Below are 24,764 nucleotides of genomic sequence, written 5' to 3'. Positions count from 1 at the left end.
CGGAGACAATGGACCCCGTGCGCTACCGCATCCTCGGCACCACGCAGGCACTTCGCCCCGACGGCACGCCCGTCCCGGTCGGCGGGGCGCGGCTGCGTGCCCTGCTGACGGTCCTGGCGCTGCGGCCCGGCCGGACCGTGACCCCGGCCGTCCTGGTCGACGAGGTGTGGGACGGCGATCCGCCCGCGGACGCGCCCGGCGCGCTGCAGGCGCTGGTCGGACGGCTGCGCCGGGCGCTCGGGCCGGACGCGGTGGAGTCGGCGGACGGCGGGTACCGGCTCGCGGCGGTCGCCGACGACGTCGACCTGTACCGGTTCGAGCGGCTCGCGGGAGAGGGCACCCGCGCGCTCGCCGACGGCGATCCGGCGAAGGCCGCGACCGCCCTGGACGACGCCCTCGGCCTGTGGCAGGGACCCGCCCTCGCCGACCTCCCGGACCGCGCCGCCGAGGCGGCCCGCTGGGAGACCCGCCGGCTCGACGTGCGGCGCACCCGGATCGGCGCGGCGCTCGCCCTCGGCCACGCCGAGCAGGTCCTGCCCGAGCTGACCGCACTGTGCGACGGCCATCCCCTCGACGAACCCTTGCACGCCCTGCGGCTGCGCGCCCTGCGTGCCGCCGGCCGCCCGGCCGAGGCCCTCGCCGCCTACGAGTCCGTACGCCGGCTCCTCGCCGACCGCCTGGGCTCGGACCCCGGTCCCGAGCTGCGCGCACTGCACCGGGAACTCCTCGACGCGCCGCGGCCCGCCCAGTCCCACGACATCGCGCACACGCCCCCCGCCGGGAACGAGCGCCCCGGCACCCAGCCTCCCGGGCGCCCGGACGGTACCGGCAGCCGGTACGGGACGGCGGCCGGGCACCCGGACGGGACCGCGCCCCGGCCCGCGGACGGCGCCGACGGGTCGCACGGGGCCGAAGGCTCGCACGGCGCCGCGTCCCGGTACGTGGGCCGGGCCGCCGGTCACCACGGCCCGGACGGCGGGGCGGTACGGCACGGCGACCGAACCGTCGTCGCGGGCGCGGCCCCGCCCGCGACGGGGACCCCCGTCGGCGCGCCGAAGGGGCTCCCGATACCCGATGGTGTGGCCCTCGCCCCGGGCGCGTCCGGCGGAGCCGGTCCCGCCGCCCCCGTCGACGGCGACACCGCCCGCACCCCCGGTTCCACCGTCCCCTCCCGGCCCGCCCACCCGGCCACCGGCAATCTGCGGGCCCGGCTCACCTCCTTCGTGGGGCGGGAGGCGGACATCGACGCCATCCGCGGAGACCTGGCGGCGGCCCGGCTCGTGACGCTGCTCGGTCCCGGCGGGGCCGGGAAGACCCGGCTGTCCCAGGAAGCGGCGGAGTCCGTGGCGTACGCGGCCCGCGACGGGGTGTGGCTGGCCGAGCTCGCGCCGGTCGACGACCCGGAGGCGGTGCCCGAGGCCGTGCTCACCGCGGTCGGCGCGCGCGAGACCGTGCTGCGCGGTGCCGGCGCCGAGGAGATGCGCGCCGTGGCCGACCGGCACGACGACCCGCTCACCCGGCTCGCCGAGCACTGCGCCAAGCGCCGCATGCTGCTCGTCCTCGACAACTGCGAGCACGTCGTGGACGCGGCCGCACACCTCGTCGAGGAACTCCTGGAACGGTGCCCCGGGCTGACGGTGCTGGCGACCAGCCGTGAACCCCTCGGCGTACCGGGGGAGTTGCTGCGACCCGTGGAACCACTGCCGGAACCCGTCGCGCTGCGGCTGCTGGCCGACCGCGGGGCCGCCGCCCGCCCCGGCTTCCGTGTCGAGGACGACGCAGAGGCCGCCGCCGAGATCTGCCGTCGCCTCGACGGCCTGCCGCTCGCGATCGAACTCGCCGCCGCCCGGCTGCGGATGCTCACCCCGCGGCAGATCGCCGACCGGCTGGACGACCGTTTCCGTCTGCTCACCTCCGGCAGCCGTACCGTGCTGCCGCGCCAGCAGACGCTGCGGGCGGTCGTCGACTGGTCCTGGGACCTCCTCGACGCGGACGAACGGGACGTGCTGCGACGGCTGTCGGTGTTCTCGGGCGGCTGCGATCTCGCCGCCGCGGAGGCCGTCTGCGGCCCCGCCGCGCTGGAGGCCCTCGGCTCGCTCGTCGACAAGTCCCTCGTCGTCGCGGCGCCCACCGCGGAGGGGGAGGGCGCCGACGGGGAGATGCGCTACCGCCTCCTGGAGACGGTTGCCGAGTACGCGGGCGAACGCCTCGACGAGTGCGGCGACCGCGCCGCCGCCGAACGCTCCCACCTCACCCACTACCGCGAACTCGCCCGGACCACCGACCCGGAGCTGCGCGGTCCCCGTCAGGCGACGGCGATCGCGACCCTGGAGCGCGAGTACGAGAACCTGCGCACCGCCCTGCGGCACGCCGTCGCCGAGCGCGACGAACAGGAGGCGATCTGCCTCGTCCTGTCGCTGGGCTGGTACTGGCAGATCCGCGACCAGCGCATCGAGGCCCGCGCCTGGTCCCGCGAGGTCATGGCCCTCGGCCCGGACCCGTTCGCCCCGCCGCCGCGCCCCGCCGAGCCGCTGCACGAGCGCTGCATCGACACCCCGCCGCCGATGCGCCCGGACGTCCTCACCGAGGCCCGGCGCGGAGTGCATCTCGTCCATCTCGCCTGCATGGACATGGACATGGAGGCCTGGCAGACCCCGGAGGCCCAGGCGAAACTGCACGTCATCAGCGAGACCTACCGTCCGGGCCTCCCGCAGACCTGCCGCAGCCCCGGCAACCTCTGGTTCTACGCCGTCCTGCTGACCGGCGACCTCGACCGGATGCGAGAGGTCGTCGAGGTGACGGTCGCCACCTGCCGTGAGCTCGGCTTCGAGTGGGAGCTCGCGGTCGCCCTCCAGATGCGCGCCAACGTCCTCGCCAACCGGGCGGACCTGGCGGGCGACGCCACCCGCGACGCGGACGAGGCCCTGGAGATCTTCGCCGCGATCGGCGACGCCTGGGGCGCCGCCGAGGCGTTGTCCGCGCGCGGCGAGGCGCACGAACGCAAGGGCGACTACGCGGCCGCCGCCGCGGACTACACCGAGGCGAGCGGGTACGCCGAGCGGCTCGGCGCGCACGCCCAGATGGCGGTGCTCAGCGTCCGGCTCGGCGGTGTGTACGTCGAACTGGGCGAGCACGAGCGGGGCGAGCGGATGCTGCGCGACGCCCTCACCGAGGGCCACGGCGCCCTCAACGAGGCGATGCCCGCGGCCCGGCTCTTCCTCGCCATGTGGCTCGGCCGGACCGGCCGGATCGCCGAGGCGCGCGAGCAGATGCGGCGGCTGCGCGAGGACTTCGCCGCCGCCACCTTCGTGGTCTTCGAGGGCTTCGTGCTCGGCGTGGAGGGCTGGCTGGACGCGGTCGAAGGGCAGTACGAGACCGCCCTGGCCAAGGTCCGCAGGGCGCTGTCCCGGTCCATGGACCCCCTGACCCAGATGATCGCGCCGCACATGACCTCGGCGCAGCTGACCACCGCCGCCATCGCCCTGACCGGTCTGGACGGCGGCAGCCGTGTCCGCGAGGCGGCCCGGCTCCTCGGTGCCGCCGACCACCTGTTGCCGCCGGGCCACTTCACGGGCCCGATGGAGGACGAGGTGCGCGCGCAGGCGGAGGCCGGCGTGCGCGCCGTGCTCGACGACGCGGCGTACGAGGCCGCGTACGCCGAGGGCGGCGGGCTCTCCGCGCAGGAGGCCGCCGCCCTCGTCTGAGGCGAACCGGTGGGTCCGCAAGGTCAGTTCTTGGTGCGGAACTTGTGGATCGCGATCGGTGCCATGACCAGCGTCAGCGCCGCCGTCCAGCCGAGGGTCACCCACAGGTCGTGCGTGACCGGGCCGCCCACCATCAGGCCGCGCGCTGCGTCCGCGAGCGAGGACAGCGGGTTGTATTCGGTGAAGTTCTGGAGCCAGCCGGGCATGGTCCGGGGCGGCGAGAAGATCGAGGAGCCGAACTGCAGGGGCATCAGGACGAGGAAGCCCATCGCCTGCACGGACTGGGCGTTCTTCATCGTCACACCGAGGACCAGGAAGATCCACATCAGGGCCGAGCCGAACAGTACGGAGAGTCCCACGGCGGCGAACAGGCCGGGCCAGTCATTGATGTCGAAGCCGACGAGCACGCCGACGACCAACAGGATGGTGGTGGCGACGAGCATCCTCATCAACTCCACCACGATCTTGGCGAAGAGCACCGAACCCTGGCCGATCGGCAGCGTGCGGAAGCGGTCCATCACGCCGGTCTGAAAGTCCTGGTTGAAGCCTGTCCCGACGGCGGTGGCGATGTTCATGCCCATCATCGCCATCAGACCGGGCACCACATATTGCACGTACCGGTCCTGCCCGCCGCCGAGCGACTGGCCGATGGAACCGCCGAAGACGTACACGAACAGCAGGGTGAAGACGACCGGCATCAGGACGGCGTCGAACATCGACTCCGGGTCCTGGCGGATCCACAGCAGGTTGCGGCGGACCAGCGCGCCGATGTGACGGGCGTGCGCGCGAGGGGAGATACGGGAGTCCCCCTGTGCGGCGCTGGGCGCCGCGGCGACGGAGGGCAGGTCGTCGACGGAGCCGTCCCTGTCGAGTGTGGTGGTGGGCGACGGGCTGGCGCTCATACGGCGACCTCCTCGGGGGCGGGGGCGGGGACCTCGTCCTGCGGGGCGGAGGCCTTGTGGCCGGTGAGGGACAGGAACACCTCGTCCAGGCTGGGCAGTTCGGTGGAGATGGAGCCGATGGTGATGCCGCGCGCGGTGACCGCGCCGACCACGGCGGTGAGCTGCTCGTCGCTGAGGACCGGCACGAGCACGCTGCCGGTCTCGGCGTCCACGGTCGTCGTGGCGAGGCCGGTGAGCCCCAGCTCGTCGAACATCGAGGCCAGCGGGCGCAGTTCGAGCGGGTCCACCGGGCGGACGCGCAGTGTGCGGCCGCCGACGCGGGCCTTCAGCTCGTCGATCCGGCCGTTCGCGATGACCTTGCCGCGGTCGATGACCGTCAGCTCGGAGGCCAGCTGTTCGGCCTCCTCCATGTACTGGGTGGTGAGCAGCACGGTGGCGCCTTCGGCGACCATGCGCTTGACCTCGTGCCACACCTCGTTGCGGGTGCGCGGGTCGAGGCCCGTGGTCGGCTCGTCCAGGTACAGGACGGCCGGGTTGCCGATCATGGAGGCGGCGAGGTCGAGTCGGCGGCGCATTCCGCCGGAGTACGTGGAGGCCGGGCGCCGGGCCGCCTCGGTGAGCGAGAAGCGCTCCAGGAGCTCGTCGGCGCGGCGGCGCGCGGTCTTGCGGGGCAGGTCGAGCAGCCGGCCGATCATGTAGAGGTTCTCCCAGCCGGGGAGCTTCTCGTCGACCGAGGCGTACTGGCCGGTGAGGCCTATCACGCGGCGCAGCTGGCGGGGCTGGCGCAGCACGTCGTAACCGGCGACGGTGGCGTGCCCGGAGTCGGGGGTGATGAGGGTGGACAGGCAGCGGACGAGGGTGGTCTTGCCGGCGCCGTTGGGACCCAGTACCCCGAGGACGGTGCCCTCGTGCACGTCCAGGTCCACACCGTCCAGCGCCTTGGTCTCGCCGTAGTGCTTGACCAGCCCCCGCACGGTGACGGCGCTCGCGGCGCCGGCGCCCTCTCGGGGGTTCTTGTCGATTCGCGTCATGCCGACCAAGGTGTCAGCCGCCACCGACAACCGGCCGACAGTCCACCGACAGCCCGCCGGCGCCGTCCGTCGCACACCGACAGGCCGCCGACAGCGCACCGCCGTCAAGCGCGTCGCCGTCCGGCCGGCGGCGGTCCCTCGGCGCGGCGCAGCTGCGAAAAGGCGGCGACCCGTCGACGGGGGAAGATCGACGGGTCGCCTCGGTGCCGCAGTGGCTCTGGGTCCTATGCCCTGTCCGACAATTCCCGCCTGCCCGGCCTTCGGGCGACGCCGCGAATTGTCAGACAGGCCCTAGTGGACGGAGTGCTCCTCCAGCGGGAACGTCCCGCCGACCACGTCCTCGGCGAACGCCTTCGCCGCGTCGCCCATGACCTGACGCAGGTCGGCGTACTTCTTGACGAACTTCGGCACCCGGCCGCCGGTCAGACCGAGCATGTCGGTCCAGACGAGGACCTGCGCGTCGGTCTCCGGACCGGCGCCGATGCCGACCGTCGGGATGTGCAGCGTGCGCGTGACCTCGGCGGCCAGCTCCGCCGGGACCAGTTCCAGGACGACGGCGAACGCACCGGCGTCCTGCACCGCCTTGGCGTCCCGCAGCAGCTGGTGCGCGGCCTCGTCGCCGCGGCCCTGTACGCGGTAGCCCATGGCGTTCACGGACTGCGGGGTCAGGCCGATGTGCGCCATGACCGGGATGCCGGACTCCACGAGCAGCTCGATCTGGCGGTGCGAGCGCTCGCCGCCCTCCAGCTTCACCGCGCCGACCCCGGCCTCCTTGACGAGGCGGGTCGCCGAGCGCAGGGCCTGCACGGGGCCCTCCTGGTAGGAGCCGAAGGGCAGGTCGCCGACGATCAGGGCGCGGGAGGTGCCCCGGACCACCGCGGCGGACAGCATCGTCATCTCGTCCATCGTGACGGGCACGGTCGTCTCGTACCCCAGGTGGCAGTTGCCCGCCGAGTCGCCGACGAGCATCACCGGGATGCCGGCCTCGTCGAAGACCGACGCGGTCATCGCGTCGTAGGCGGTGAGCATGGGCCACTTCTCGCCGCGCTCCTTGGCGGCGGTGATGTCGCGCACCGTGATACGGCGGGTGCTCTTGCCTCCGTAGAGCGCCTTGCTGCTGTCGGTGCGCTTGAGGGCGCCCTCCGCAGACTGCTCCTGGGCAGCCGAAAGCTGCGTCATCGCAACGGCTCCTTCTGTCATCTCGAGGCGCCCTGACGGCGTCCCCGGACCGCCTCCATGGTGGCACTTCGTGCCACGCGCGGCTAGACCGGGCCGGGCGATCCACGTCTCGTCCAAGCGGGCGGTGTCCGCGCGCCACGGCCCCCGCCTCCGTCCTGCGACCTAGGTCCCTTCGTAAGGTCTCCGTAAAGCATTTCCGATACGAGACGGTGCCGTATCGGAAGTCGCCTAGGGTGGTCGCCATGACGACCTCCGCTCCTCCTGCCGAACGACGTGTGCCCGAGGCGGTGCACCGGCGCCGCTGGGCGATCCTCGGCGTGCTCATGCTCAGCCTGCTGATCGTGGTGCTCGACAACTCCATCCTCAACGTCGCGATCAAGACGATCTCGACACCGGCGCCCACCGGACTCGGCGCCACGCAGAGCGAGCTGGAGTGGGCCATCAACGCCTACACGCTCGTCTTCGCCGGACTTCTGTTCACCGCCGGCCTCCTCGGCGACCGGCTCGGCCGCAAGAAGATGCTGCTCGCCGGTCTCGCCGTGTTCGGCATCGGATCCGCGCTGGCCGCGGAGTCCGGCTCGCCGGTCCAGCTCATCGTGTTCCGCGCGGTGATGGGTCTGGGGGCCGCCTTCGTGATGCCCGCCACCCTCGCCGTCCTGATGAACGTCTTCGAGCGCGACGAGCAGCCCAAGGCCATCGGCATCTGGGCCGGCGGCGTCGGCCTCGCCATCGCGATCGGACCGATCACCGGCGGTGTCCTGCTGGACCACTTCTGGTGGGGCTCGGTCTTCCTGATCAACGTGCCGATCGTGGCGCTCGCGCTCGTCCTGATGTTCTGGCTGGTACCCGACTCCCGTGACCCGAACCCGGGCCGCCTCGACCCGGTCGGCGTCGTCCTCTCCGTCATCGGGCTCGTCCTGCTGGTCTACGGCATCATCAAGGGCGGCCAGCTCGCCGACTTCACCGACGGCACCGTCCTCGCGACCATCGCCGCCGGACTCGCCGTCCTCGCCTTCTTCGTCGTGTACGAGAAGCGCAGCGACCACCCGTCGATCGACGTCACGTACTTCCAGAACAAGGTCTTCTCCGCCGCGATCGCGGCCATCGCGCTGGTCTTCTTCGCGCTGATGGGCGTGACCTTCTTCTCCGTCTTCTACACGCAGAGCGTGCGCGGCTACTCGCCGCTGCAGACCGGTCTGCTGATGCTGCCGCTCGCCGCGGCCCAGATCATCTTCGCGCCCCGCGCCCGCCTCGTCGTCGACCGCATCGGCAACAAGGCCACCTGCACGGCGGGCCTGCTGATCATCGCCGCGATGCTCGCCGCGTTCGCCGTCCTGGACACGGACACCCCCATCTGGCTCCTGGAGGTCATCTTCTTCCTCATGGGCACCGGAATGGCGCACATCATGACGCCCACCAGCGTCGTGATAATGCAGGCCCTGCCGCGCGAGAAGGCGGGTTCGGCATCCGCGCTCAGCAACACCTTCCGGCAGGTCGGCGGCGCCCTGGGCATCGCGGTCCTCGGCTCCGTGCTCTCCACCTCCTACCGCACCGGCATCGAGGACAAGCTCTCCCTCGTCCCGGCCGGTCTGCGGCACACGGCCGGAGAGTCCATCGAGGCCACCCTCGGCGTCGCGGCCCGGCTGGGCCCGCAGGGCAAGGACCTCGTCACCCCCGCCAACGACGCCTTCCTGCACGCCATGCACGTCACCGCGCTGTGCGGCGCGGGCGTGGCGATCATCGGCGCGCTGGTCGTCGCCGTGTTCCTGCCCGGACGGTCTGCCGAGGAGCGGGCGGGCGAGGAGGCCGAGCTGGTGACGGCCGACCACTGACGCGCCGTCGCACCGATTCGTGGGCATCCTGGCACCGGGTGCCCGCGAATCGCGTGCACCGGGGAGAATGGGACCAGGTCAACGAAGGGAACGGAGTTCGACGTGAGCCTCGCGCACAGCCGACCCAGGCACGGGGGGCCCACCCGGGGACGTCCCCGAAGCGAGGCCGTGGAGCGCGCCATCCTGGAGGGTGTGATGAAGCTCCTGGAGGACGGTGTGCCGCTCGGCGAGCTCTCCATCGAGCGCATCGCGCGTACGGCGGGCGTCGGCAAGGCGACCATCTACCGCCGTTGGAGCGGCAAGGAGGAGCTGTTCGTCGACGTCCTGCGCGCCGCCGAACCCCCCGATCCCGACCTCCCCGGCACCTCGATGCGCGACGACCTGATCGTGCTGCTCGAGTCGCTGCGTCAACGCGGCCTGCTCAACCGCTCGTCGGCGATCCTGCACAACGTCCACGCGCAGATGAAGAGCAGCCCGAAACTCTGGGCCGCCTACGACGCGACCGTCATAGCGCCGCGGCGCCAGCTGGGTTACGAGGTGCTGCGGCGCGGCCAGCGCAACGGTGAACTGCGCACGGACCTCGACATCGAGTTGCTCAACGACCTGTTCGTCGGACCCATGCTCGTGCGGGCCGTGATGCGCCCGGAGACGGAACTCCCCGAGGACCTCGCGGAGCGGATCGTCGACACGGTGCTGGAGGGGCTGCGTCCCGACCGGCCGTAGTCCGCATCGTTTCTGACGGGCCCGGTTCCTGACGGGTCGAATGTGCGCGTTTCGTCACAGAGGACGCGATCCGCGTCCCCATCCGGAACTCCGGACGCGAAGTTGTACGTCCCCTTGCCCGTACGGCCGCCCCCGGGCGGCAGGAACGACGCCGATCATCCCCTAGGGTCGTAGCCGAGGGGCAGACGGTGCGCGCGGCAGTTTGTGAGGCGACGGTATGGCGCAGGCGTATATGACGGAGACGGGAAGCGGCGGCCAGGGGCCGGACCGCAGAGGGTCCCGCCTTCGGCGCCTGCTCGACGGCTGGCGCGGCGACCGGGGCATCTGGCGCCGCGGCATCCTCCTCGCCGCTTTCGCGGTGTTCCTCGCCCTGGTGATGCTGCTGCACGCGCAGATCCCCAACCGCATCGGCAACCTCGGCAGCCTCACAGAGACGTTCCTGCCGTGGCTCGGCGTGTTCGTCCCGGTCCTGCTGGTCCTCGGCCTGCTGCGGAAGTCCGTCACCGCCCTGATCGCCGTGCTGCTGCCCGCGATCGTCTGGCTGAACCTGTTCGGCGGACTGCTCACCGACAAGACCGGCACCGGCGGCGACCTCACCGTCGCCACCCACAACGTCAACGCCGAGAACCCGGACCCGTCCGGCACCGCCCGCGACGTGGCCTCCTCCGGCGCCGACGTGCTGGCCCTGGAGGAGCTGACCGCCTCCGCGGTCCCGGTCTACGAGAAGGCGCTCGCGTCGACGTACAAGTACCACTCCGTGCAGGGCACCGTCGGACTGTGGAGCAAGTACCCGCTGACCGGCTCCCGGCCCGTCGACATCAAGCTGGGCTGGACGCGCGCGATGCGGGCGACGGTGGACGCGCCGGCCGGGCAGGTCGCCGTGTACGTCGCCCACCTGCCCTCGGTGCGGGTGAAGATGGAGGCGGGGTTCACCGCACGCCAGCGCGACAAGAGCGCCGACGCGCTGGGCGAGGCCATCGCCGACGAGCGTCTGACGCGGGTCGTCCTGCTCGGCGACCTCAACGGCACGATGAACGACCGTGCCCTGAACGCCGTCACCGCGCAGATGCGCTCCACCCAGGGCGCGGCGGGCAGCGGCTTCGGGTTCAGCTGGCCGGCGTCGTTCCCGATGGCCCGCATCGACCAGATCATGGTCAAGGGCGTCGAACCGGTGACCTCCTGGACCCTGCCCGAGACCGGCAGCGACCACCTGCCGATCGCCGCCCGCGTCAAGATCGACGAATCGGCGTCGTAACCCCGGGAATACTGGGCCTGAGCTACTTTGTTCCGTAGCTGAACTTATGCTGCCCGTGCACGGGCGGCGACATACCTACGGAGCAGCACCCGCGCGGCGCACCGCTCCACCACCCCGCTCGTGAAAGGCCCCTCCATGCCCCTGGCCCTGCTCGCCCTAGCCGTGGGCGCCTTCGGCATCGGTACCACCGAGTTCGTGATGATGGGGCTGCTCCCCGACGTCGCGGACGACCTGCACATCTCCATCCCCGCCGCCGGTCACCTCGTCTCCGCGTACGCCCTCGGCGTCGTCATCGGCGCCCCGCTGCTCGCCGCGGCCACCAGCCGGCTGCCCCGCCGCAAGGTCCTGATCGCCCTCATGGGCCTCTTCGTCGCGGGCAACGCCCTCTCCGCCCTCGCCCCCGACGAGCACTGGCTGCTCGCCGCCCGCTTCCTCAGCGGACTGCCGCACGGCGCCTTCTTCGGCGTCGGCGCCGTCGTCGCCACCGGCATGGTCGCCCCCGAGCGCAAGGCGCGCTCCGTCTCCCTGATGTTCCTCGGCCTGACCGTCGCCAACATCGCCGGAGTCCCCGCCGCCACGCTCGTGGGACAGCACCTCGGCTGGCGTGCCGCCTTCCTCGGCGTCAGCGTCATCGGTGTCGCCGCCATCGCCTCGCTGCTGCTGCTCATCCCGCACGCCCCCGCGGGCGGTCTGCGCGGCGAGCTCGCCGCGCTGCGCTCTCTGCCCGTCTGGCTGGCGCTCGGCACCACCGTGGCGGGCTTCGGGGCGCTGTTCTCCGCGTACAGCTACGTCACGCCCATGCTCATGGACTCCGCCGGGTACGCCGAGGGCAGCGTCACCCTGCTGCTCGCCCTCTTCGGTGTCGGCGCGACCGTCGGCAACCTCGTCGGCGGACGCCTCGCCGACCACTCGCTGCGCGGCACGCTCTTCGGCGGCCTGGCGTCCCTCGTCGTCGTCCTCGCGCTCTTCCCGGCCCTCATGGGCGCCCAGTGGAGCGCGGCCGTCGGGGTCACCCTCCTCGGCGTCGCCGCGTTCGTCACCGGCTCGCCCCTCCAGTTGATGGTCATGGAGAAGGCCGCCGCCGCGCCGTCCCTCGCGTCCTCCGCCAACCAGGCCGCGTTCAACCTCGCCAACGCCGGTGGCGCGTGGATCGGCGGGCTCGCCCTGGCCGCCGGATTCGGCGTGACATCTCCCGCGGTCGCCGGGGCGGGGCTCGCGGTGCTCGGGCTCGTCGTCGCCGGGGTCGCGTACGGCGTGGACCGGCGACGGGCGCCGGCCTCCCGGGCCGTCGCGTCCGCCGGACGGCTCGTCGCCGGGCACGTACCGTCGGCCACGGAGCGTGTCTCCGGCTGACCGGGGCGGGCGGTCCCCCTCCGGGATTCGCCCCCTCTGCCCCTGCCCGTCCCGTCCCCGGGGCTCCGCCCCGGACCCCGCTCCTCGAGCGCCGGAGGGGCTGATTCTTCGCCGCCCGGTGGTACCCGTTGTCGCCGGGCGGGAGGTCTTCAGCCCGTCCGGCGCTTGAGGACGAGGCCGTTCAGGCCGATCCGGGGATGCACGGGCGGAGCCCCGGGTGCCGGCGGGGCCGAGTTCGGGTGGCGGCCGGGTCGACAGCACCGGCCGTCGGGCGCAAGTGGGGCGGCACACACCCCATTGCGTCGCTCTGACGATTAGACTGGCCCCGTGCCTCAACTACGCCTCGCTCTGAATCAGATCGACTCGACGGTCGGCGACATCGCCGCCAACGCCGAGGCGATCGTCCGTTGGACCCGGCACTCCGCCGAGCAGGGAGCGCACCTGGTGGCGTTCCCCGAGATGGTGCTGACCGGGTATCCCGTGGAGGACCTGGCCCTGCGGTCGTCCTTCGTCGAGGCCTCCCGCGCGGCGCTGCACTCGCTCGCCGCCCGCCTGGCCGACGAGGGATTCGGGGAGCTGCCGGTGATCGTCGGCTACCTCGACCGGTCCGAGACGGCGCAGCCGAAGTACGGCCAGCCGGCCGGCGCCCCGCAGAACGCCGCCGCCGTGCTGCACGGCGGCCGGGTGGCGCTGACCTTCGCCAAGCACCACCTCCCGAACTACGGCGTGTTCGACGAGTTCCGGTACTTCGTGCCCGGCGACACCATGCCGGTCGTACGGGTGCACGGCATCGATATCGCCCTCGCCATCTGCGAGGACCTCTGGCAGGACGGCGGGCGCGTCCCCGCCGCCCGCTCCGCCGGGGCCGGCCTGCTGCTGTCCGTCAACGCCTCCCCGTACGAGCGCGACAAGGACGACACGCGTCTGGAGCTGGTGCGCAAGCGGGCCCAGGAGGCGGGCTGCACCACCGCCTACCTCGCCATGATCGGCGGACAGGACGAGCTCGTCTTCGACGGCGACTCGATCGTCGTGGACCGGGACGGTGAAGTCGTCGCACGGGCACCGCAGTTCGCGGAAGGATGCGTCGTCCTGGACCTGGAACTGCCGGCCGGGGCCGCGGAGCCCGTGACGGGCGTCGTCGACGACGGGCTGCGCATCGAGCGGCTGGTCGTCTCCGAGGAGCCGCTGCCGCCCTACGAGGTGGAGCTGACGGGGGGCTACGCCGAGCGGCTCGACGACGACGAGGAGGTGTACTCGGCGCTCGTCGTCGGCCTGCGCGCCTACGTGGCGAAGAATGGTTTCCGTTCCGTGCTGGTCGGCCTGTCCGGAGGCATCGACTCGGCGCTCGTCGCCGCCATCGCGTGCGACGCGGTCGGCGCGCGGAACGTGTACGGCGTGTCGATGCCGTCGAAGTACTCCTCGGACCACTCCAAGGGGGACGCGGCCGAACTGGCGCGGCGCACGGGGCTGAACTTCCGCACCGTGCCGATCGAGCCGATGTTCGACGCCTACATGTCGTCGCTGGGGCTGACGGGCCTGGCCGAGGAGAACCTCCAGTCGCGGCTGCGGGGCACGATGCTCATGGCCGTCTCCAACCAGGAGGGGCACATCGTCCTGGCGCCCGGCAACAAGTCCGAGCTGGCCGTGGGCTACTCCACCCTGTACGGCGACTCCGTCGGCGCGTACGGGCCCATCAAGGACGTGTACAAGACGTCCGTCTTCCGGCTCGCCGAGTGGCGCAACCGGGCGGCGGCCGAGCGCGGGCAGACGCCGCCGATCCCGGAGAGCTCCCTCACCAAGCCGCCGAGCGCCGAGCTGCGGCCGGGCCAGGTCGACACGGACTCGCTGCCCGACTATCCCGTCCTGGACGCGATCCTGGAGCGGTACGTGGACCGGGACGAGGGAGCCGACACCATCGTGGCGGCCGGCTTCGACCGGGAGCTCGTGGTGAAGACGCTCCGCATGGTCGACACGGCGGAGTACAAGCGGCGCCAGTACCCGCCGGGCACCAAGATCTCCGCGAAGGGCTTCGGCAAGGACCGCCGGCTGCCCATCACCAACGGCTGGCGCGAGCACGCGTGACCCGCGGCGGGGCGAGGCCCCCGCGCGGCACCGGGCGGGCCCGGCAACCGGGCCAACACCCGCGCCCGCTCCTCCCGGAGGGACCGGGCGAACACCCGCGCCCGGTCCTCCCGGACGGACAGGACAAACGCGCGCGCCCGCTCCTCCCGAAGAGACGGGAGGAGCGGGCGCACCCGTGATGACGGTCCGTCAGTGACGGTTGTACGACTCGACGTAGCCCGGGGCGGGCGAGCCCACGCCGGTGACGTCGTCGTAGCCCTTCACGGCCTTCAGCGAGCTGTCCTTGCCGAGACTGCGGACGGAGGTGAGCACACCGTCGGCCGCGTCGAAGCCGTTCGCGAAGTCGACACGTGCCACGGCGAGCCCGGACCCCGTGGGGGTGTCCGTGACGTCGTGGTACGCCTTCGAGCCGTACTTGGCGTAGATCGACGGGTTGGCGAAGCCGATCGCCTTGCCGCCGCGCGCCTCCTGGGCCAGGGCCTGCACGCCCGCGATCACCGGAGCGGCGAGCGAGGTGCCGCCGATGCGGTACTCGCTGTACTGCTCGGTCCCGTCCGGGAAGGTCTGCGTCTGGCCGACCTTGAAACCGGTGTTGGGGTCGGCGATCGCCGCGATGTCCGGGACGACCCGGTTGCCCGCGGGGTTGTTCGCCGTGGCGAGCGCGTTCGGGACGACACCCTTCTGGTAGTACGGCTGCGCCACGGTCTTGCTCGTGCCGCCGCCCGCACCCGAGGTGAACGCGCCCGGGAACGCGTCCCAGCTCTTCCCGTCGGCCGACAGGCCGGCCTTCTGGGTGCCCCAGCCGGTCTCCCACAGGTACGAGTCGCCCTTGCCGACCGCCAGCGAGGTGCCGCCGACAGCCGTCACCCACGCCGAGTTGGCCGGGGTGTCGACCTGCTTCGTACCGGTGTTGGCGACCTCGTCGCCGTTGTCGCCGGAGGAGAAGTAGAAGCCGATGCCCTGGACGGCGCCGAACTGGAAGACCTGGTCGTAGGCGGCCGCGATGTCCGGCGTCTCGTTGGCCTCGATGTCGCCCCACGAGTTGGAGACGATGTCGGCCAGGTGCCCGTCGACGATCTTGTTCAGCGAGTCGAGCAGATCGTCGTCGTAGCAGGAGGCGGCACCCACGTAGGTGATGCTCGCGTCCGGCGCGACGGCGTGCACGGCCTCGACGTCGAGGGTCTCCTCGCCGTACCAGCCGGCGGCTCCGCACTCCTCGGTCTTCGTGTACTTCTTCGGCAGCACCTGACGCAACTGGCCGCTGCTGTACGTCGCGTCACCGTGCTTGCCGGCGTAGGTGGCCGCGTCGAAGGCGATGGTCGGCGAGGCGTACGCGTCGGTGATGGCGACCCGCACCCCCTTGCCGGTGCGCTTGCCCGCGCCGTAGGCGGCACGCAGCTGCTTGCCCGTGTAGCCCTTGACCGCGTACGGGATCGTCTTGCCGTAGGCGCTCGGCAGGGTGCTCGCGACGTTCGAGCCGTAGTACGAGGAGAACGGCCCGGAGTTCTTGAACACCGCGTCCGGGGGCGGCAGCTGGTCGGCGTGCGTCGCCTTGTGCGGCGCGTTGTCCAGGCCGGTGACGGTCAGGACGGCGCCGTTCAGGGCGGCCGGGGCGGAGGCCGTCTTCGACGGCGCCCGGTAGGTCTTCGCACCCTTGGCGTAGTTGTGCAGCTGGGTGCCGAAGGCCTTCTCGGCGGCGGCCACGTCACCGGTCACGGAGACGTAGTGCCGTGTGGTGCCGGTGACCTTCAGGCCGGCCGACTTCAGCCACGAGGTCACCGCGGTGACCTGGGCCTTGGTGGCGCCGAAGCGCGCCTGCGCCTGCTTGGCGCTCAGGTACTTGCCGTACGAGGCCGAGTCCGGGTCGGACACGGCCTTGGCGTACGCGGCCAGACCGGAGGCGTTCCGGCCGGCGAGGTAGACCCGGGCGGAGACCTGGGAGCCGTCGGACGTGGCCCCCTTGTCCGCCTTCGCCGTCGCCCAGGCGGGCTTGGTGCCCGCGAGGGTGTCCCGGCTCGGGCCGTCCGCGGCGTGGGCCGCGGGTATGCCGAGCGCCAGCGCGCCGGCGAGCAGTGGCAGTGTCGCCGCCATGCTCACCCCGGCGCGCGTCTTGGCGCGATTGGATCTCATAGAACCCCCTGCGATGCGGTTCGTCGCATGTAGTGGTCTTTCGGTGAAACACGTGGTTGCCCGCGCCTGAGGAGGTGGCGGGTAATGGATCACACGATGGGGGCCACTCTGGCGATGAACCGTTCATGCCAGGGGAATGGAAAGGCCAAGGAAACCCCAAGTGGCCGGGATTCGCGGCTGTTTGGGATGATTTGCGGCAGGCTTCCTGGGAGAATCGAGGGTTTTCCCTCGGTTCCATGACGAGTTGTTGTGAAAAGGCCCCGGCCATGTGTAGGCACGGGACCGGTTGCCCGATTCAGGGGTTCGGGCGCGGCGGACCGGCCGGGCGCACGGAGTTCCGGTGCGCTCGTGCGGAGCTGCGCAATTGACGGGCCGTCAGCGCGCGAGGGGGCTGCCGACGACGGGCTCCGGTCGCGCCGGGGCGCCCGCCCCGACCCGGGGCCGGTCCCGGAGCTCGGAGCGCCCCGGGGCCGGCCCGCACACGTCCTAGTCGCGCGCCTTCGCGCCGCGCGCCTTGAGCATGTCGGCCATCAGCCGGATCTCCGACTGCTGGGCGTCGACCATGCCCTGCGCGAGCTTCTTCTCCACACCGACCTTGCACTTCGCGGCACAGCCCTCGGCCATGTGGATGCCGCCCTTGTGGTGGTCGGTCATCAGCTGGAGGTAGAAGATCTCCGCCTGCTTGCCGTTCAGCGTGCCCAGCTTCTTCATCTCCGCGTCGGTGGCCATGCCGGGCATCAGCGCACCGTCCTCGCCGGAGGCCATGTCGCCCATGCCCATCCAGGTCATGGGAGCGTCCGCGGAGACCTTCGGCAGCTCCCACAGGTCGAGCCAGCCGATCAGCATGCCGCGCTGATTGGCCTGCGTCTGCGCGATGTCGTACGCGAGGCGCCGTACCTCGGTGTCCTTGGTGCGGTCGCGCACGATGTACGACATCTCGACGGCCTGCTGGTGATGGACCGCCATGTCGCGCGCGAAGCCCGCGTCGGCGGAGTCGGCGGCGGGCACACCGGTGTTCGAGCCGTCGTCCTGGGCCACCGCGTACGTGATCGCCCCGCCCGCGACGAGCACGGCCGCCGCGGTTCCCGCGATCCAGCCGACCTGCCTCACTGCGACAGACCGTTGGTGCAGGCGGCGCCCGGCTCGGGCGTCTGCTTGCCCTGCACGAACTCCGAGAAGAACTTGTCGACGTTCGGGTCGCTCGCGCCCGTCACCGTGCGCTGCTTGCCCCAGGCGCTGAGCATGATCGGGTCCTTCTGGTCGTCGACGGGGCTCATCAGCGTGTACGGGGTCTTCTTGACCTTCGCCGCGAGGGCCTTCACGTCCGCGTCCGACGCCTTGCTGTTGTACGTCACCCAGACGGCGCCGTGCTCCAGCGAGTGCACGGCGTTCATGTTGTCGACCGCCTTGGTGTAGACGTCGCCGTTGCAGTTCATCCAGACCTGGTTGTGGTCACCGCCGACCGGCGGCTCCATCGGGTACTTCACGGTCTTGGAGACGTGGTTGCGGGCCAGCGTGCCCTGCCAGGTCTGCACGCCGTCCTTGCCGGTGACGAAATGGCCCGCCGTCTTCGAGTCGCTCGCCGTGTCGTTCTTGTCGGACTGCGATTTCACGAGGACGACGCCGCCGACGACGAGTCCGGCGACGACGACCACGCTCGCGGTGATCGTGAGGATCCGGTTGCGCCGCTCACGGGCGCGCTCGGCACGGCGCAGCTCCTCTATGCGCGCCTTGCGCGAGGCGGTGCTGGTGTTCTTGGCGGAACCCATGGCGAGTCCTTATGGGGGAATGGGACGGTCGGTCCGCTGATCGTAGTGGGGGAGACGGGCGCGTATGCAGAGCGGGCCACAGGAATGACCGAACAAGTGGCCTTCGGGCCGGTGCACGGGCGGCTTTCGTCCCGATAATTTGAACCTCGGATGCGCATTATTTACGCTCGCGGTATGCGGCTGCTGCGATCCACCGACCTTGCTCTGCGCGTCCTGATGCGGCTCGCCGTCGCGGACGGGGCCACTCCCACGACCCGTGAGGTCGCCGAGGACATGGACGTGCCGTACACACATGCCGCGAAGGTCGTCGCCGAGCTCCAGCACCTGGGGCTGCTGGCGGCCCGCCGCGGCCGGGGCGGGGGCCTCGCGCTCACCGAGGCGGGACTCTCGGCCTCGGTCGGCGGCGTCGTCCGCGCCTTCGAGGGGGACGGGGACGTCGTCGAGTGCGAGGGGGCCGTGCCCTGCCCGCTGAACTCCGCCTGCCGCCTGCGGGGTGCGCTCAAGCGGGCCCAGGAGGCGTTCTACGCCTCGCTGGACCCGCTCACCGTCGCGGACATGGTCGCCGCGCCGACCGGGCCCGTGCTGCTCGGCATCTCCCGGCGCTGACCGGCCCCGCGACGACGGCCGGCACCTTCCGGCGCCGGCCGCCTCGCCGTCCGCTGATCGTCGGTTCAGCCGTGGGCGAGCCACAGGTCGGGCCCGAACACCTCGTAGTGGATGTCGGCGGCCGCCACGCCCTTCTCGAGGAGCTGCTCCCGCACCCTGCGCATGAAGGGCAGCGGGCCGCACAGGTAAGCCCGGGTGCCCGGCAGGACCGCCACCCCGGAGAGGTCGACGAAGCCCGTGCGGTCGGCAGGGTGCCCCGGCTCCGGGCGCTCGTACCAGAAGTGGACGGCCGCGTCCGGCAGCTTGCCCGCGTACGCCTCGTGGTCGGCGCGCAGGGCGTGCTCGGCCGGTGAGCGGTCCGCGTGCACCACGGTGACCGGAGTGCCGTGCCCGGTGTCCGCGAGCTGCTCCAGCATCGCGATCATCGGAGTCACGCCGATCCCGGCCGAGGCGAGCAGGAGCGGCGTGTCGTCGGCTTCCAGCACCAGATCGCCGTACGGGGCGGAGAGCCACAGCCTGCCGCCTGCGTGCACGCGCGCGTGGAGGTGGTTGGAGACCTCGCCGTCGGGCGCGGCGCCCCCGTGTACGCGCTTCACACCGATCTGGCGCACGGGTGAGCCCGGGGCGCTGGAGAGGCTGTACTGACGTATCTGACGGGCGCCGTCCGGCAGCTCGACGCGCACCGAGACGTACTGCCCCGGGCGGAAGTCCGGCACCGGCCCGCCGTCGACAGGGCGCAGCCGGAAGGTCGCGACGTCCGCGGTCTCCTCGACCCGGTCGACGACCTCCCACTCGCGCCAGCCGCCGCCGTCCCGCTCGTCGTACAGGCGCCGCTCGATGGCGACGAGGGCGTTCGCCATCAGCCAGTAGACCTCGTCCCAGGCCGCCGCGACCTCGGGGGTCACCGCGTCGCCGAGCACCCCGGCGATGGCCGCGAACAGGTGCTCGTGGACGACCGCGTACTGCTCGGGCGCGACGCCCAGGGAGGCGTGCTTGTGGGCGATGCGCTGGAGCATCGCGTCCGGGCGCTCGTCCGGGTGCTCCACCAGGTACGTGGCGAACGCGGCGATGGAGCCGGCCAGCGCCTGGCGCTGGGTGCCGGCGGCCTGGTTGCCGCGGTTGAAGAGGTCGCGCAGCAGGTCGGGGTGGGCGGCGAACAGTCCGGCGTAGAAGCGCTCGGTGATCTCTCCGATGGCGGCTCCGACGGCGGGGAGGGTGGCGCGCACGGTGGCGGTGGACTGTTCGGACAGCATCAGGGCTCCTCGGGGGGAGAGGCGGGAGGGTGGGCCGCGGCCCCCCTTGTCTGCCCCGCACGGTAGTAAAACTTGCATCTGAGATGCAAATTAAAAGGGAAGCGGGAGGAGGCGGGGGTCGGCCATTTCAGAGAGGCGGCCGAACAGGCAAGATGGGCCCAGAGCAGGACACCTGCCGTACGCGAGGCGTTCAGACCGGGGTCGCCCGGGCGATCATGGTCCGCAACGCGCACGAAATGGTGTTGTGGTGGGATGCTCAGGTGCCCCGATCGTCCCCGGGACGTGGGAGCAGGCGGCCTGACCAGCAAGGATGGGTGGAAGCGGAAGATGGACAAGCAGCAGGAGTTCGTGCTCCGGACCCTGGAGGAGCGGGACATCCGGTTCGTACGTCTGTGGTTCACGGACGTGCTCGGCTTCCTCAAGTCGGTGGCCGTGGCCCCGGCCGAGCTGGAACAGGCCTTCGACGAGGGCATCGGCTTCGACGGCTCCGCGATCGAGGGCTTCGCCCGCGTCTACGAGTCCGACATGATCGCCAAGCCGGACCCCTCCACCTTCCAGGTCCTGCCCTGGCGCGCGGAGGCCCCCGGCACCGCCCGCATGTTCTGCGACATCCTCATGCCGGACGGCTCCCCGTCCTTCGCCGACCCGCGCTACGTCCTCAAGCGGGCCCTGGCCAAGACCTCCGACCTGGGCTTCACCTTCTACACCCACCCGGAGATCGAGTTCTTCCTGCTGAAGGACCGCCCGCTGGACGGCTCGCGGCCCACCCCCGCCGACAACTCCGGCTACTTCGACCACACCCCGCAGAACGTCGGCCAGGACTTCCGTCGCCAGGCCATCACGATGCTGGAGTCGATGGGCATCTCGGTCGAGTTCAGCCACCACGAGGGCGCCCCTGGCCAGCAGGAGATCGACCTGCGCTACGCCGACGCGCTCTCCACCGCCGACAACATCATGACCTTCCGGCTGATCATGAAGCAGGTCGCGCTGGAGCAGGGTGTGCAGGCCACCTTCATGCCGAAGCCGTTCTCGGAGTACCCGGGCAGCGGCATGCACACCCACCTCTCCCTCTTCGAGGGCGACCGCAACGCCTTCTACGAGTCCGGCTCGGAGTACCAGCTCTCCAAGGTCGGCCGCTCCTTCATCGCGGGCCTGCTCCGGCACGCCGCGGAGATCTCCGCCGTCACCAACCAGTGGGTCAACTCCTACAAGCGCATCTGGGGCGGCTCCGAGCGCACCGCCGGCGCCGGCGGCGAGGCGCCCTCGTACATCTGCTGGGGCCACAACAACCGGTCCGCACTGGTCCGCGTCCCCATGTACAAGCCCGGCAAGACCGGCTCGGCCCGCGTCGAGGTCCGCTCCCTCGACTCCGGCGCCAACCCCTACCTGGCCTACGCCCTCCTCCTCGCCGCCGGCCTCAAGGGCATCGAAGAGGGCTACGAGCTGCCGCCGGGCGCCGACGACGACGTCTGGGCCCTCTCCGACGCCGAACGCCGCGCCATGGGCATCGAGCCCCTCCCGCAGAACCTCGGCGAGGCCCTCACCCTCATGCAGCGCAGCGAACTCGTCGCCGAGACCCTCGGTGAACACGTCTTCGACTTCTTCCTGCGCAACAAGAAGTCGGAGTGGGAGGAGTACCGGTCCGAGGTGACCGCGTTCGAGCTGCGGAAGAATCTGCCGGTGCTGTAAGGACAGATCAGCGGCACTTTTCGTGACGCCGTACGCGGGGCCCGCGGTCGACGACCGCGGGCCCCGCGGCTGTCCTCACCGCCCCTGGCCGTCTATGGGCCGTCGGCCCCGGAAACGCTGCCCTCGCACATGCTGTCCACGGCCTTCCGGGCCCGTGCGTCGGAGATCTCCATCTGCCGGAGTCCGCTTCCCCCTTCGAGGTCGACCGTCGCGCGACAGAGCTTCGACAGTGCCGCCCTGACGGCGAAGACGCGCTCTGCGCTCCAGGGCACGACGCGGCCCGTTCCCGCAGCAGGTGGACGCTCCGATTGTGTGTGCGTCGGGTTCCTCGCAGCGGTGTTATCAAGGGTGTATGGAAGTATTTTCCGGGCGCCCACGGGGTCCGGAACGTCATCCGCCCGTCGGGGGCTCGCGCGCACGTCGCGCCTCCCTGCTGGACCTGCGCAGTGCGGCCGGTCAGGTGTTCCTTCTCCAGGTCGTGATCGTGGTCCTGCTGGTCGTGGCCGCCGTGGGGGCCATGGTGCTCCAGGCGGCAAATGACGCCTTGCAGCAGGGGCGCAAGGAGTCGATCGTCGCGGCGCAGTCGTTCGCGAGTGCTCCTGGCGTGGCCGAGGCGCTGCAGAGCCCGGATCCGACGGCGGTGCTCCAGCCTCGGGCCGAGGAGGCGCGGAAGCGTGCGGGCGTGGACTTCGTCATCGCCATGGACACGGACGGGATCCGTTATACGTATCCCTATCCGCGGGAGATCGGGAAGAAGTTCGTCGGCACCATCGAACCGGCGCTGAGCGGCCGTACCGTCGTCGAGCAGGCCGGCGGGCCGCCGCTGCCCGCGGGCAAGGGGACGGACGTGCAGGCGGTGGTCCCGGTGACCGACTCGCACGGCAAGGTGGTGGGCCTGGTCTCCGCCGGCATCACGGTCAGGAACGTGGCGGCGCTGTGGCTGCCGGAGCTGCCGATCATCCTGGGCAGCGGTGCGGCCGCGCTGGTGCTGGCCGTGACGGGAACGACGCTGGTCTCCCGGCGACTGCGGCGGCAGACGTACGGCATGGCCCCGGCGGAGCTGGCGGAGCTGTACAGGCACCACGACGCGGTCCTGCACGCGGTGCGGGAAGGATTGTTGATCACCGACGCCGACGGACGACTGCTGATGGCCAACGACGAGGCGACACGGCTGCTCGGACTGCCGGCGGACTTGCGGGGGCGCCCGGTGCGGGAGCTGGGACTGCCGGAGCCGATCACGCGTCTGCTGTCGTCGCCGGAGGCGGTCACCGATGAGGTCCGTCTCGCGGGGAACCGGTTGCTGGCGGTGAACAAGCGGCCGACGTACCCGCAGGCCGACCCGGAGGGCAGCGTGGTGACTCTGCGGGACACCACGGAGCTGGCGGCGGTCTCGGGGCGGGCCGAGGTCGCGCGGGAGCGGCTGAAGCTGCTGTACGAGGCCGGGGTGGGGATCGGGACCACGCTGGACGTGGAGCGTACGGCCCAGGAGCTCGCCGACGTGGCGGTGCCGCAGTTCGCCGACCTCGTGACGGTGGACCTGCTCGAAGCGGTGCTGCGGGGGTGGGAGCCCACGGCGGAGGGCTGGCGGCATCTGCGCCGGGCGGCGATCGGCGGCGAGGGGCGGATGATTCCGGTGTATCCGCGGGGCCAGATGATCTCGTTCTCGCGCCGAACGCCGCAGATGCGGGCGCTGCAGGAGCGACGGGTGACGCTCGAGACGGACCTGCGGCAGGCACAGGGCTGGCGGGAACAAGATCCGGAGCGCGCCATGAGGGCACTGGAGCGCGGGTTGCGTTCACTGGTGGCCGTGCCCCTGCGGGCGCGGAACGTGACGCTGGGCGTGGCGAACTTCTACCGGACGGTGGATTCCGCGGCGTTCGAGCCGGATGACCTCACCTTCGCGGAGGAACTGGCCGCGCGGGCGGCGGTGGCCATCGACAACGCCCGGAGGTTCACCCGGGAGCGCGCGATGGCGGTGACGCTGCAGCGCAGCCTGCTGCCGCGGCGGCTGCCGGAGCAGGACGCACTGGAGGTGGCCTGGCGGTACATGCCCGCGGAGGCCGGGGTGGGCGGGGACTGGTTCGACGTCATCCCGCTTCCGGGCGCTCGCGTCGCTCTGGTCATGGGTGATGTCGTCGGTCACGGGCTGCACGCGGCGGCGACGATGGGCCGGCTGCGCACCGCGGTGCACAACTTCTCCACCCTGGACCTGCCCGTGGACGAGGTGCTCGGGAACCTGGACGACCTGGTCGTCCGCATGGACGACGAGGAGAACACGGACGATGCCCGGGAGGGCCAGGAAGGCGAGGGCGTGACCGGAGCGACCTGCCTCTACGCGGTCTACGACCCGGTGACGGAGGCCTGCACGATGGCCCGTGCGGGGCATCCGGAGCCGGTGGTGGTGCGCGTGGACGGGACGGTCACCTGTCCTGACGTACCGGCGTCGGCACCGCTCGGCCTGGGCGGCTACCCCTTCGAGACCGCGGAACTGTCCCTGCCGGAGGGTTCGCAACTGGTGCTGTACACCGACGGCCTCGTGGAGGACCGTACCCACGACATCGACATCGACGTCGGACTGGAGCGACTGCGCCGGGCGTTGAGCGGGTCCGGGGGCCGCACACCGGAGGAGACGTGTCGAGCGGTGATCGACTCGTTGAAGCCGTCACACTCCTCCGACGACATCGCGCTGTTGACGGCACGTACCCGGAGGTTCCCGCGCTCGGATGTGGCCATGTGGGACGTGCCGCCGGACCCGGCGGTGGTTCCCTCGGTACGGGCACGCTGCCGGCAGACGTTGCTGAAGTGGGGGCTGGAGGAGACCGCATTCGCCACGGAGCTGATCATCAGCGAGTTGGTCACGAACGCGATCCGGTACGGCTCGCCACCGGTCGGCGTACGGCTGCTCCACGGACGCTGTCTGATCTGCGAGGTGTCGGACGGAAGCGGCACGTCACCGCGCATGCGGCGGGCGGCGACCACCGACGAAGGCGGGCGGGGACTGTTCCTGGTGGCGCAGTTCGCCCCGCGATGGGGGACGCGGTACACCACTCACGGCAAGGTCATCTGGACGGAGCAGCCGCTTCACGACGGCGCATCCGCCGCCCTGGGCCTCGCCCCGGTCGACTTTCTTCTCGACCAGTTCGATGATCCTGGCCTGTGAGAGCAGGCGTTGAGAAAGGGACGCGCACTCCTTGCCTGGCCTCATCCGGGACCAAGGAGTCGTGAGTTCAACGCCGTCCGTGGGCCGTCGAAGGGC

At 71.6% G+C, this 24,764-nt stretch carries 17 protein-coding genes; 9 read left to right on the top strand and 8 right to left on the bottom strand.

The features are described 5' to 3' along the window. The first annotated feature begins 8 nt into the window (after nt 1–8). A complete protein-coding gene (locus ACZ4IF_RS01495; protein WP_467558530.1) occupies nt 9–3,704 on the top strand; it encodes an AfsR/SARP family transcriptional regulator in 3,696 nt (1,231 codons plus the stop codon). A 23-nt stretch (nt 3,705–3,727) separates the two neighbouring features. On the opposite strand, the gene ACZ4IF_RS01490 is transcribed toward ACZ4IF_RS01495, so the two are convergent. The 3 genes from ACZ4IF_RS01490 to panB form a co-directional block, all read right to left on the bottom strand. Continuing rightward, a complete protein-coding gene (locus ACZ4IF_RS01490; RefSeq protein WP_467558528.1) occupies nt 3,728–4,606 on the bottom strand; it encodes an ABC transporter permease in 879 nt (292 codons plus the stop codon). Next, nucleotides 4,603–5,637, bottom strand: a complete 1,035-nt coding sequence (locus ACZ4IF_RS01485) for an ATP-binding cassette domain-containing protein (RefSeq protein WP_467558526.1) — start codon at nt 5,635–5,637, stop codon at nt 4,603–4,605. Before ACZ4IF_RS01485 ends, ACZ4IF_RS01490 begins: the two co-directional genes overlap by 4 nt. A gap of 291 nt (nt 5,638–5,928) precedes the next feature. Continuing rightward, nucleotides 5,929–6,816, bottom strand: a complete 888-nt coding sequence (panB, locus tag ACZ4IF_RS01480; protein ID WP_095933892.1) for a 3-methyl-2-oxobutanoate hydroxymethyltransferase — start codon at nt 6,814–6,816, stop codon at nt 5,929–5,931. Between the two features lie 242 nt (nt 6,817–7,058). Here panB and ACZ4IF_RS01475 point away from each other — a divergent pair, with 242 nt between their 5' ends. The 5 genes from ACZ4IF_RS01475 (at nt 7,059) to ACZ4IF_RS01455 (ending at nt 14,061) form a co-directional block, all read left to right on the top strand. After that, nucleotides 7,059–8,648, top strand: coding sequence for an MFS transporter (locus ACZ4IF_RS01475; RefSeq protein ID WP_467558523.1), 1,590 nt, complete (start codon nt 7,059–7,061; stop codon nt 8,646–8,648). A 102-nt stretch (nt 8,649–8,750) separates the two neighbouring features. After that, nucleotides 8,751–9,371 carry a TetR/AcrR family transcriptional regulator gene (locus ACZ4IF_RS01470; protein WP_426675740.1) on the top strand — a complete coding sequence of 207 codons (621 nt, stop codon included), beginning with the start codon at nt 8,751–8,753 and terminating at the stop codon, nt 9,369–9,371. A gap of 217 nt (nt 9,372–9,588) precedes the next feature. Continuing rightward, nucleotides 9,589–10,626 carry an endonuclease/exonuclease/phosphatase family protein gene (locus ACZ4IF_RS01465; RefSeq protein WP_467558521.1) on the top strand — a complete coding sequence of 346 codons (1,038 nt, stop codon included), beginning with the start codon at nt 9,589–9,591 and terminating at the stop codon, nt 10,624–10,626. A gap of 135 nt (nt 10,627–10,761) precedes the next feature. Further along, nucleotides 10,762–11,979, top strand: coding sequence for an MFS transporter (locus ACZ4IF_RS01460; protein ID WP_467558519.1), 1,218 nt, complete (start codon nt 10,762–10,764; stop codon nt 11,977–11,979). 327 nt (nt 11,980–12,306) lie between these two features. Next, nucleotides 12,307–14,061, top strand: a complete 1,755-nt coding sequence (locus ACZ4IF_RS01455) for an NAD+ synthase (protein ID WP_467558517.1) — start codon at nt 12,307–12,309, stop codon at nt 14,059–14,061. A gap of 189 nt (nt 14,062–14,250) precedes the next feature. Here ACZ4IF_RS01455 and ACZ4IF_RS01450 read toward each other — a convergent pair whose 3' ends face one another. The 3 genes from ACZ4IF_RS01450 to ACZ4IF_RS01440 form a co-directional block, all read right to left on the bottom strand. Next, nucleotides 14,251–16,191 carry a S53 family peptidase gene (locus ACZ4IF_RS01450; protein ID WP_467558515.1) on the bottom strand — a complete coding sequence of 647 codons (1,941 nt, stop codon included), beginning with the start codon at nt 16,189–16,191 and terminating at the stop codon, nt 14,251–14,253. 486 nt (nt 16,192–16,677) lie between these two features. Beyond that, nucleotides 16,678–17,301 carry a DUF305 domain-containing protein gene (locus ACZ4IF_RS01445; RefSeq protein WP_467558513.1) on the bottom strand — a complete coding sequence of 208 codons (624 nt, stop codon included), beginning with the start codon at nt 17,299–17,301 and terminating at the stop codon, nt 16,678–16,680. Further along, the gene (locus ACZ4IF_RS01440; RefSeq protein ID WP_467558511.1) at nt 17,298–17,960 is read right to left on the bottom strand and encodes a DUF3105 domain-containing protein; all 663 of its coding nucleotides are present in this window, start codon (nt 17,958–17,960) and stop codon (nt 17,298–17,300) included. Before ACZ4IF_RS01440 ends, ACZ4IF_RS01445 begins: the two co-directional genes overlap by 4 nt. Nucleotides 17,961–18,134: 174 nt before the next feature. Between ACZ4IF_RS01440 and ACZ4IF_RS01435 the strand changes: the two genes are divergently transcribed. Further along, nucleotides 18,135–18,566 (top strand): RrF2 family transcriptional regulator, encoded by a 432-nt coding sequence (locus tag ACZ4IF_RS01435; protein WP_467558509.1) that lies wholly within the window; start codon nt 18,135–18,137, stop codon nt 18,564–18,566. A gap of 65 nt (nt 18,567–18,631) precedes the next feature. Here ACZ4IF_RS01435 and ACZ4IF_RS01430 read toward each other — a convergent pair whose 3' ends face one another. Next, entirely contained in the window at nt 18,632–19,819 is a 1,188-nt protein-coding gene (locus tag ACZ4IF_RS01430; protein WP_467558507.1) for a globin domain-containing protein, read from the bottom strand. A 327-nt stretch (nt 19,820–20,146) separates the two neighbouring features. Between ACZ4IF_RS01430 and glnA the strand changes: the two genes are divergently transcribed. Continuing rightward, nucleotides 20,147–21,508 (top strand): type I glutamate--ammonia ligase, encoded by a 1,362-nt coding sequence (gene glnA / locus ACZ4IF_RS01425; RefSeq protein WP_028800782.1) that lies wholly within the window; start codon nt 20,147–20,149, stop codon nt 21,506–21,508. Between the two features lie 92 nt (nt 21,509–21,600). On the opposite strand, the gene ACZ4IF_RS01420 is transcribed toward glnA, so the two are convergent. Continuing rightward, nucleotides 21,601–21,780 (bottom strand): hypothetical protein, encoded by a 180-nt coding sequence (locus ACZ4IF_RS01420; RefSeq protein ID WP_467558504.1) that lies wholly within the window; start codon nt 21,778–21,780, stop codon nt 21,601–21,603. An 80-nt stretch (nt 21,781–21,860) separates the two neighbouring features. On the opposite strand from ACZ4IF_RS01420, the gene ACZ4IF_RS01415 reads away from it, so the two are divergent. Beyond that, on the top strand, nt 21,861–24,668 hold the full coding sequence (locus ACZ4IF_RS01415) for a SpoIIE family protein phosphatase (RefSeq protein WP_467558502.1): 2,808 nt from the start codon (nt 21,861–21,863) through the stop codon (nt 24,666–24,668). Nucleotides 24,669–24,764 lie beyond the last annotated feature (96 nt).

The organism is Streptomyces sp. NPDC025784 (assembly GCF_055558435.1).
The sequence above is the reverse complement of the archived record's forward strand: the minus strand, read 5'-3'. Positions and strand labels throughout refer to the sequence as shown.

What these genes read in the sequence shown, in the direction of transcription:
- ACZ4IF_RS01495 (WP_467558530.1), top strand. Translation starts at nt 9, where the DNA reads ATGGACCCCGTGCGCTACCGCATCCTCGGCACCACGCAGGCACTTCGC.
- ACZ4IF_RS01490 (WP_467558528.1), bottom strand. Translation starts at nt 4,606, where the DNA reads ATGAGCGCCAGCCCGTCGCCCACCACCACACTCGACAGGGACGGCTCC.
- ACZ4IF_RS01485 (WP_467558526.1), bottom strand. Translation starts at nt 5,637, where the DNA reads ATGACGCGAATCGACAAGAACCCCCGAGAGGGCGCCGGCGCCGCGAGC.
- panB (WP_095933892.1), bottom strand. Translation starts at nt 6,816, where the DNA reads ATGACGCAGCTTTCGGCTGCCCAGGAGCAGTCTGCGGAGGGCGCCCTC.
- ACZ4IF_RS01475 (WP_467558523.1), top strand. Translation starts at nt 7,059, where the DNA reads ATGACGACCTCCGCTCCTCCTGCCGAACGACGTGTGCCCGAGGCGGTG.
- ACZ4IF_RS01465 (WP_467558521.1), top strand. Translation starts at nt 9,589, where the DNA reads ATGGCGCAGGCGTATATGACGGAGACGGGAAGCGGCGGCCAGGGGCCG.
- ACZ4IF_RS01460 (WP_467558519.1), top strand. Translation starts at nt 10,762, where the DNA reads ATGCCCCTGGCCCTGCTCGCCCTAGCCGTGGGCGCCTTCGGCATCGGT.
- ACZ4IF_RS01450 (WP_467558515.1), bottom strand. Translation starts at nt 16,191, where the DNA reads ATGAGATCCAATCGCGCCAAGACGCGCGCCGGGGTGAGCATGGCGGCG.
- ACZ4IF_RS01440 (WP_467558511.1), bottom strand. Translation starts at nt 17,960, where the DNA reads ATGGGTTCCGCCAAGAACACCAGCACCGCCTCGCGCAAGGCGCGCATA.
- ACZ4IF_RS01435 (WP_467558509.1), top strand. Translation starts at nt 18,135, where the DNA reads ATGCGGCTGCTGCGATCCACCGACCTTGCTCTGCGCGTCCTGATGCGG.
- ACZ4IF_RS01430 (WP_467558507.1), bottom strand. Translation starts at nt 19,819, where the DNA reads ATGCTGTCCGAACAGTCCACCGCCACCGTGCGCGCCACCCTCCCCGCC.
- glnA (WP_028800782.1), top strand. Translation starts at nt 20,147, where the DNA reads ATGGACAAGCAGCAGGAGTTCGTGCTCCGGACCCTGGAGGAGCGGGAC.
- ACZ4IF_RS01415 (WP_467558502.1), top strand. Translation starts at nt 21,861, where the DNA reads ATGGAAGTATTTTCCGGGCGCCCACGGGGTCCGGAACGTCATCCGCCC.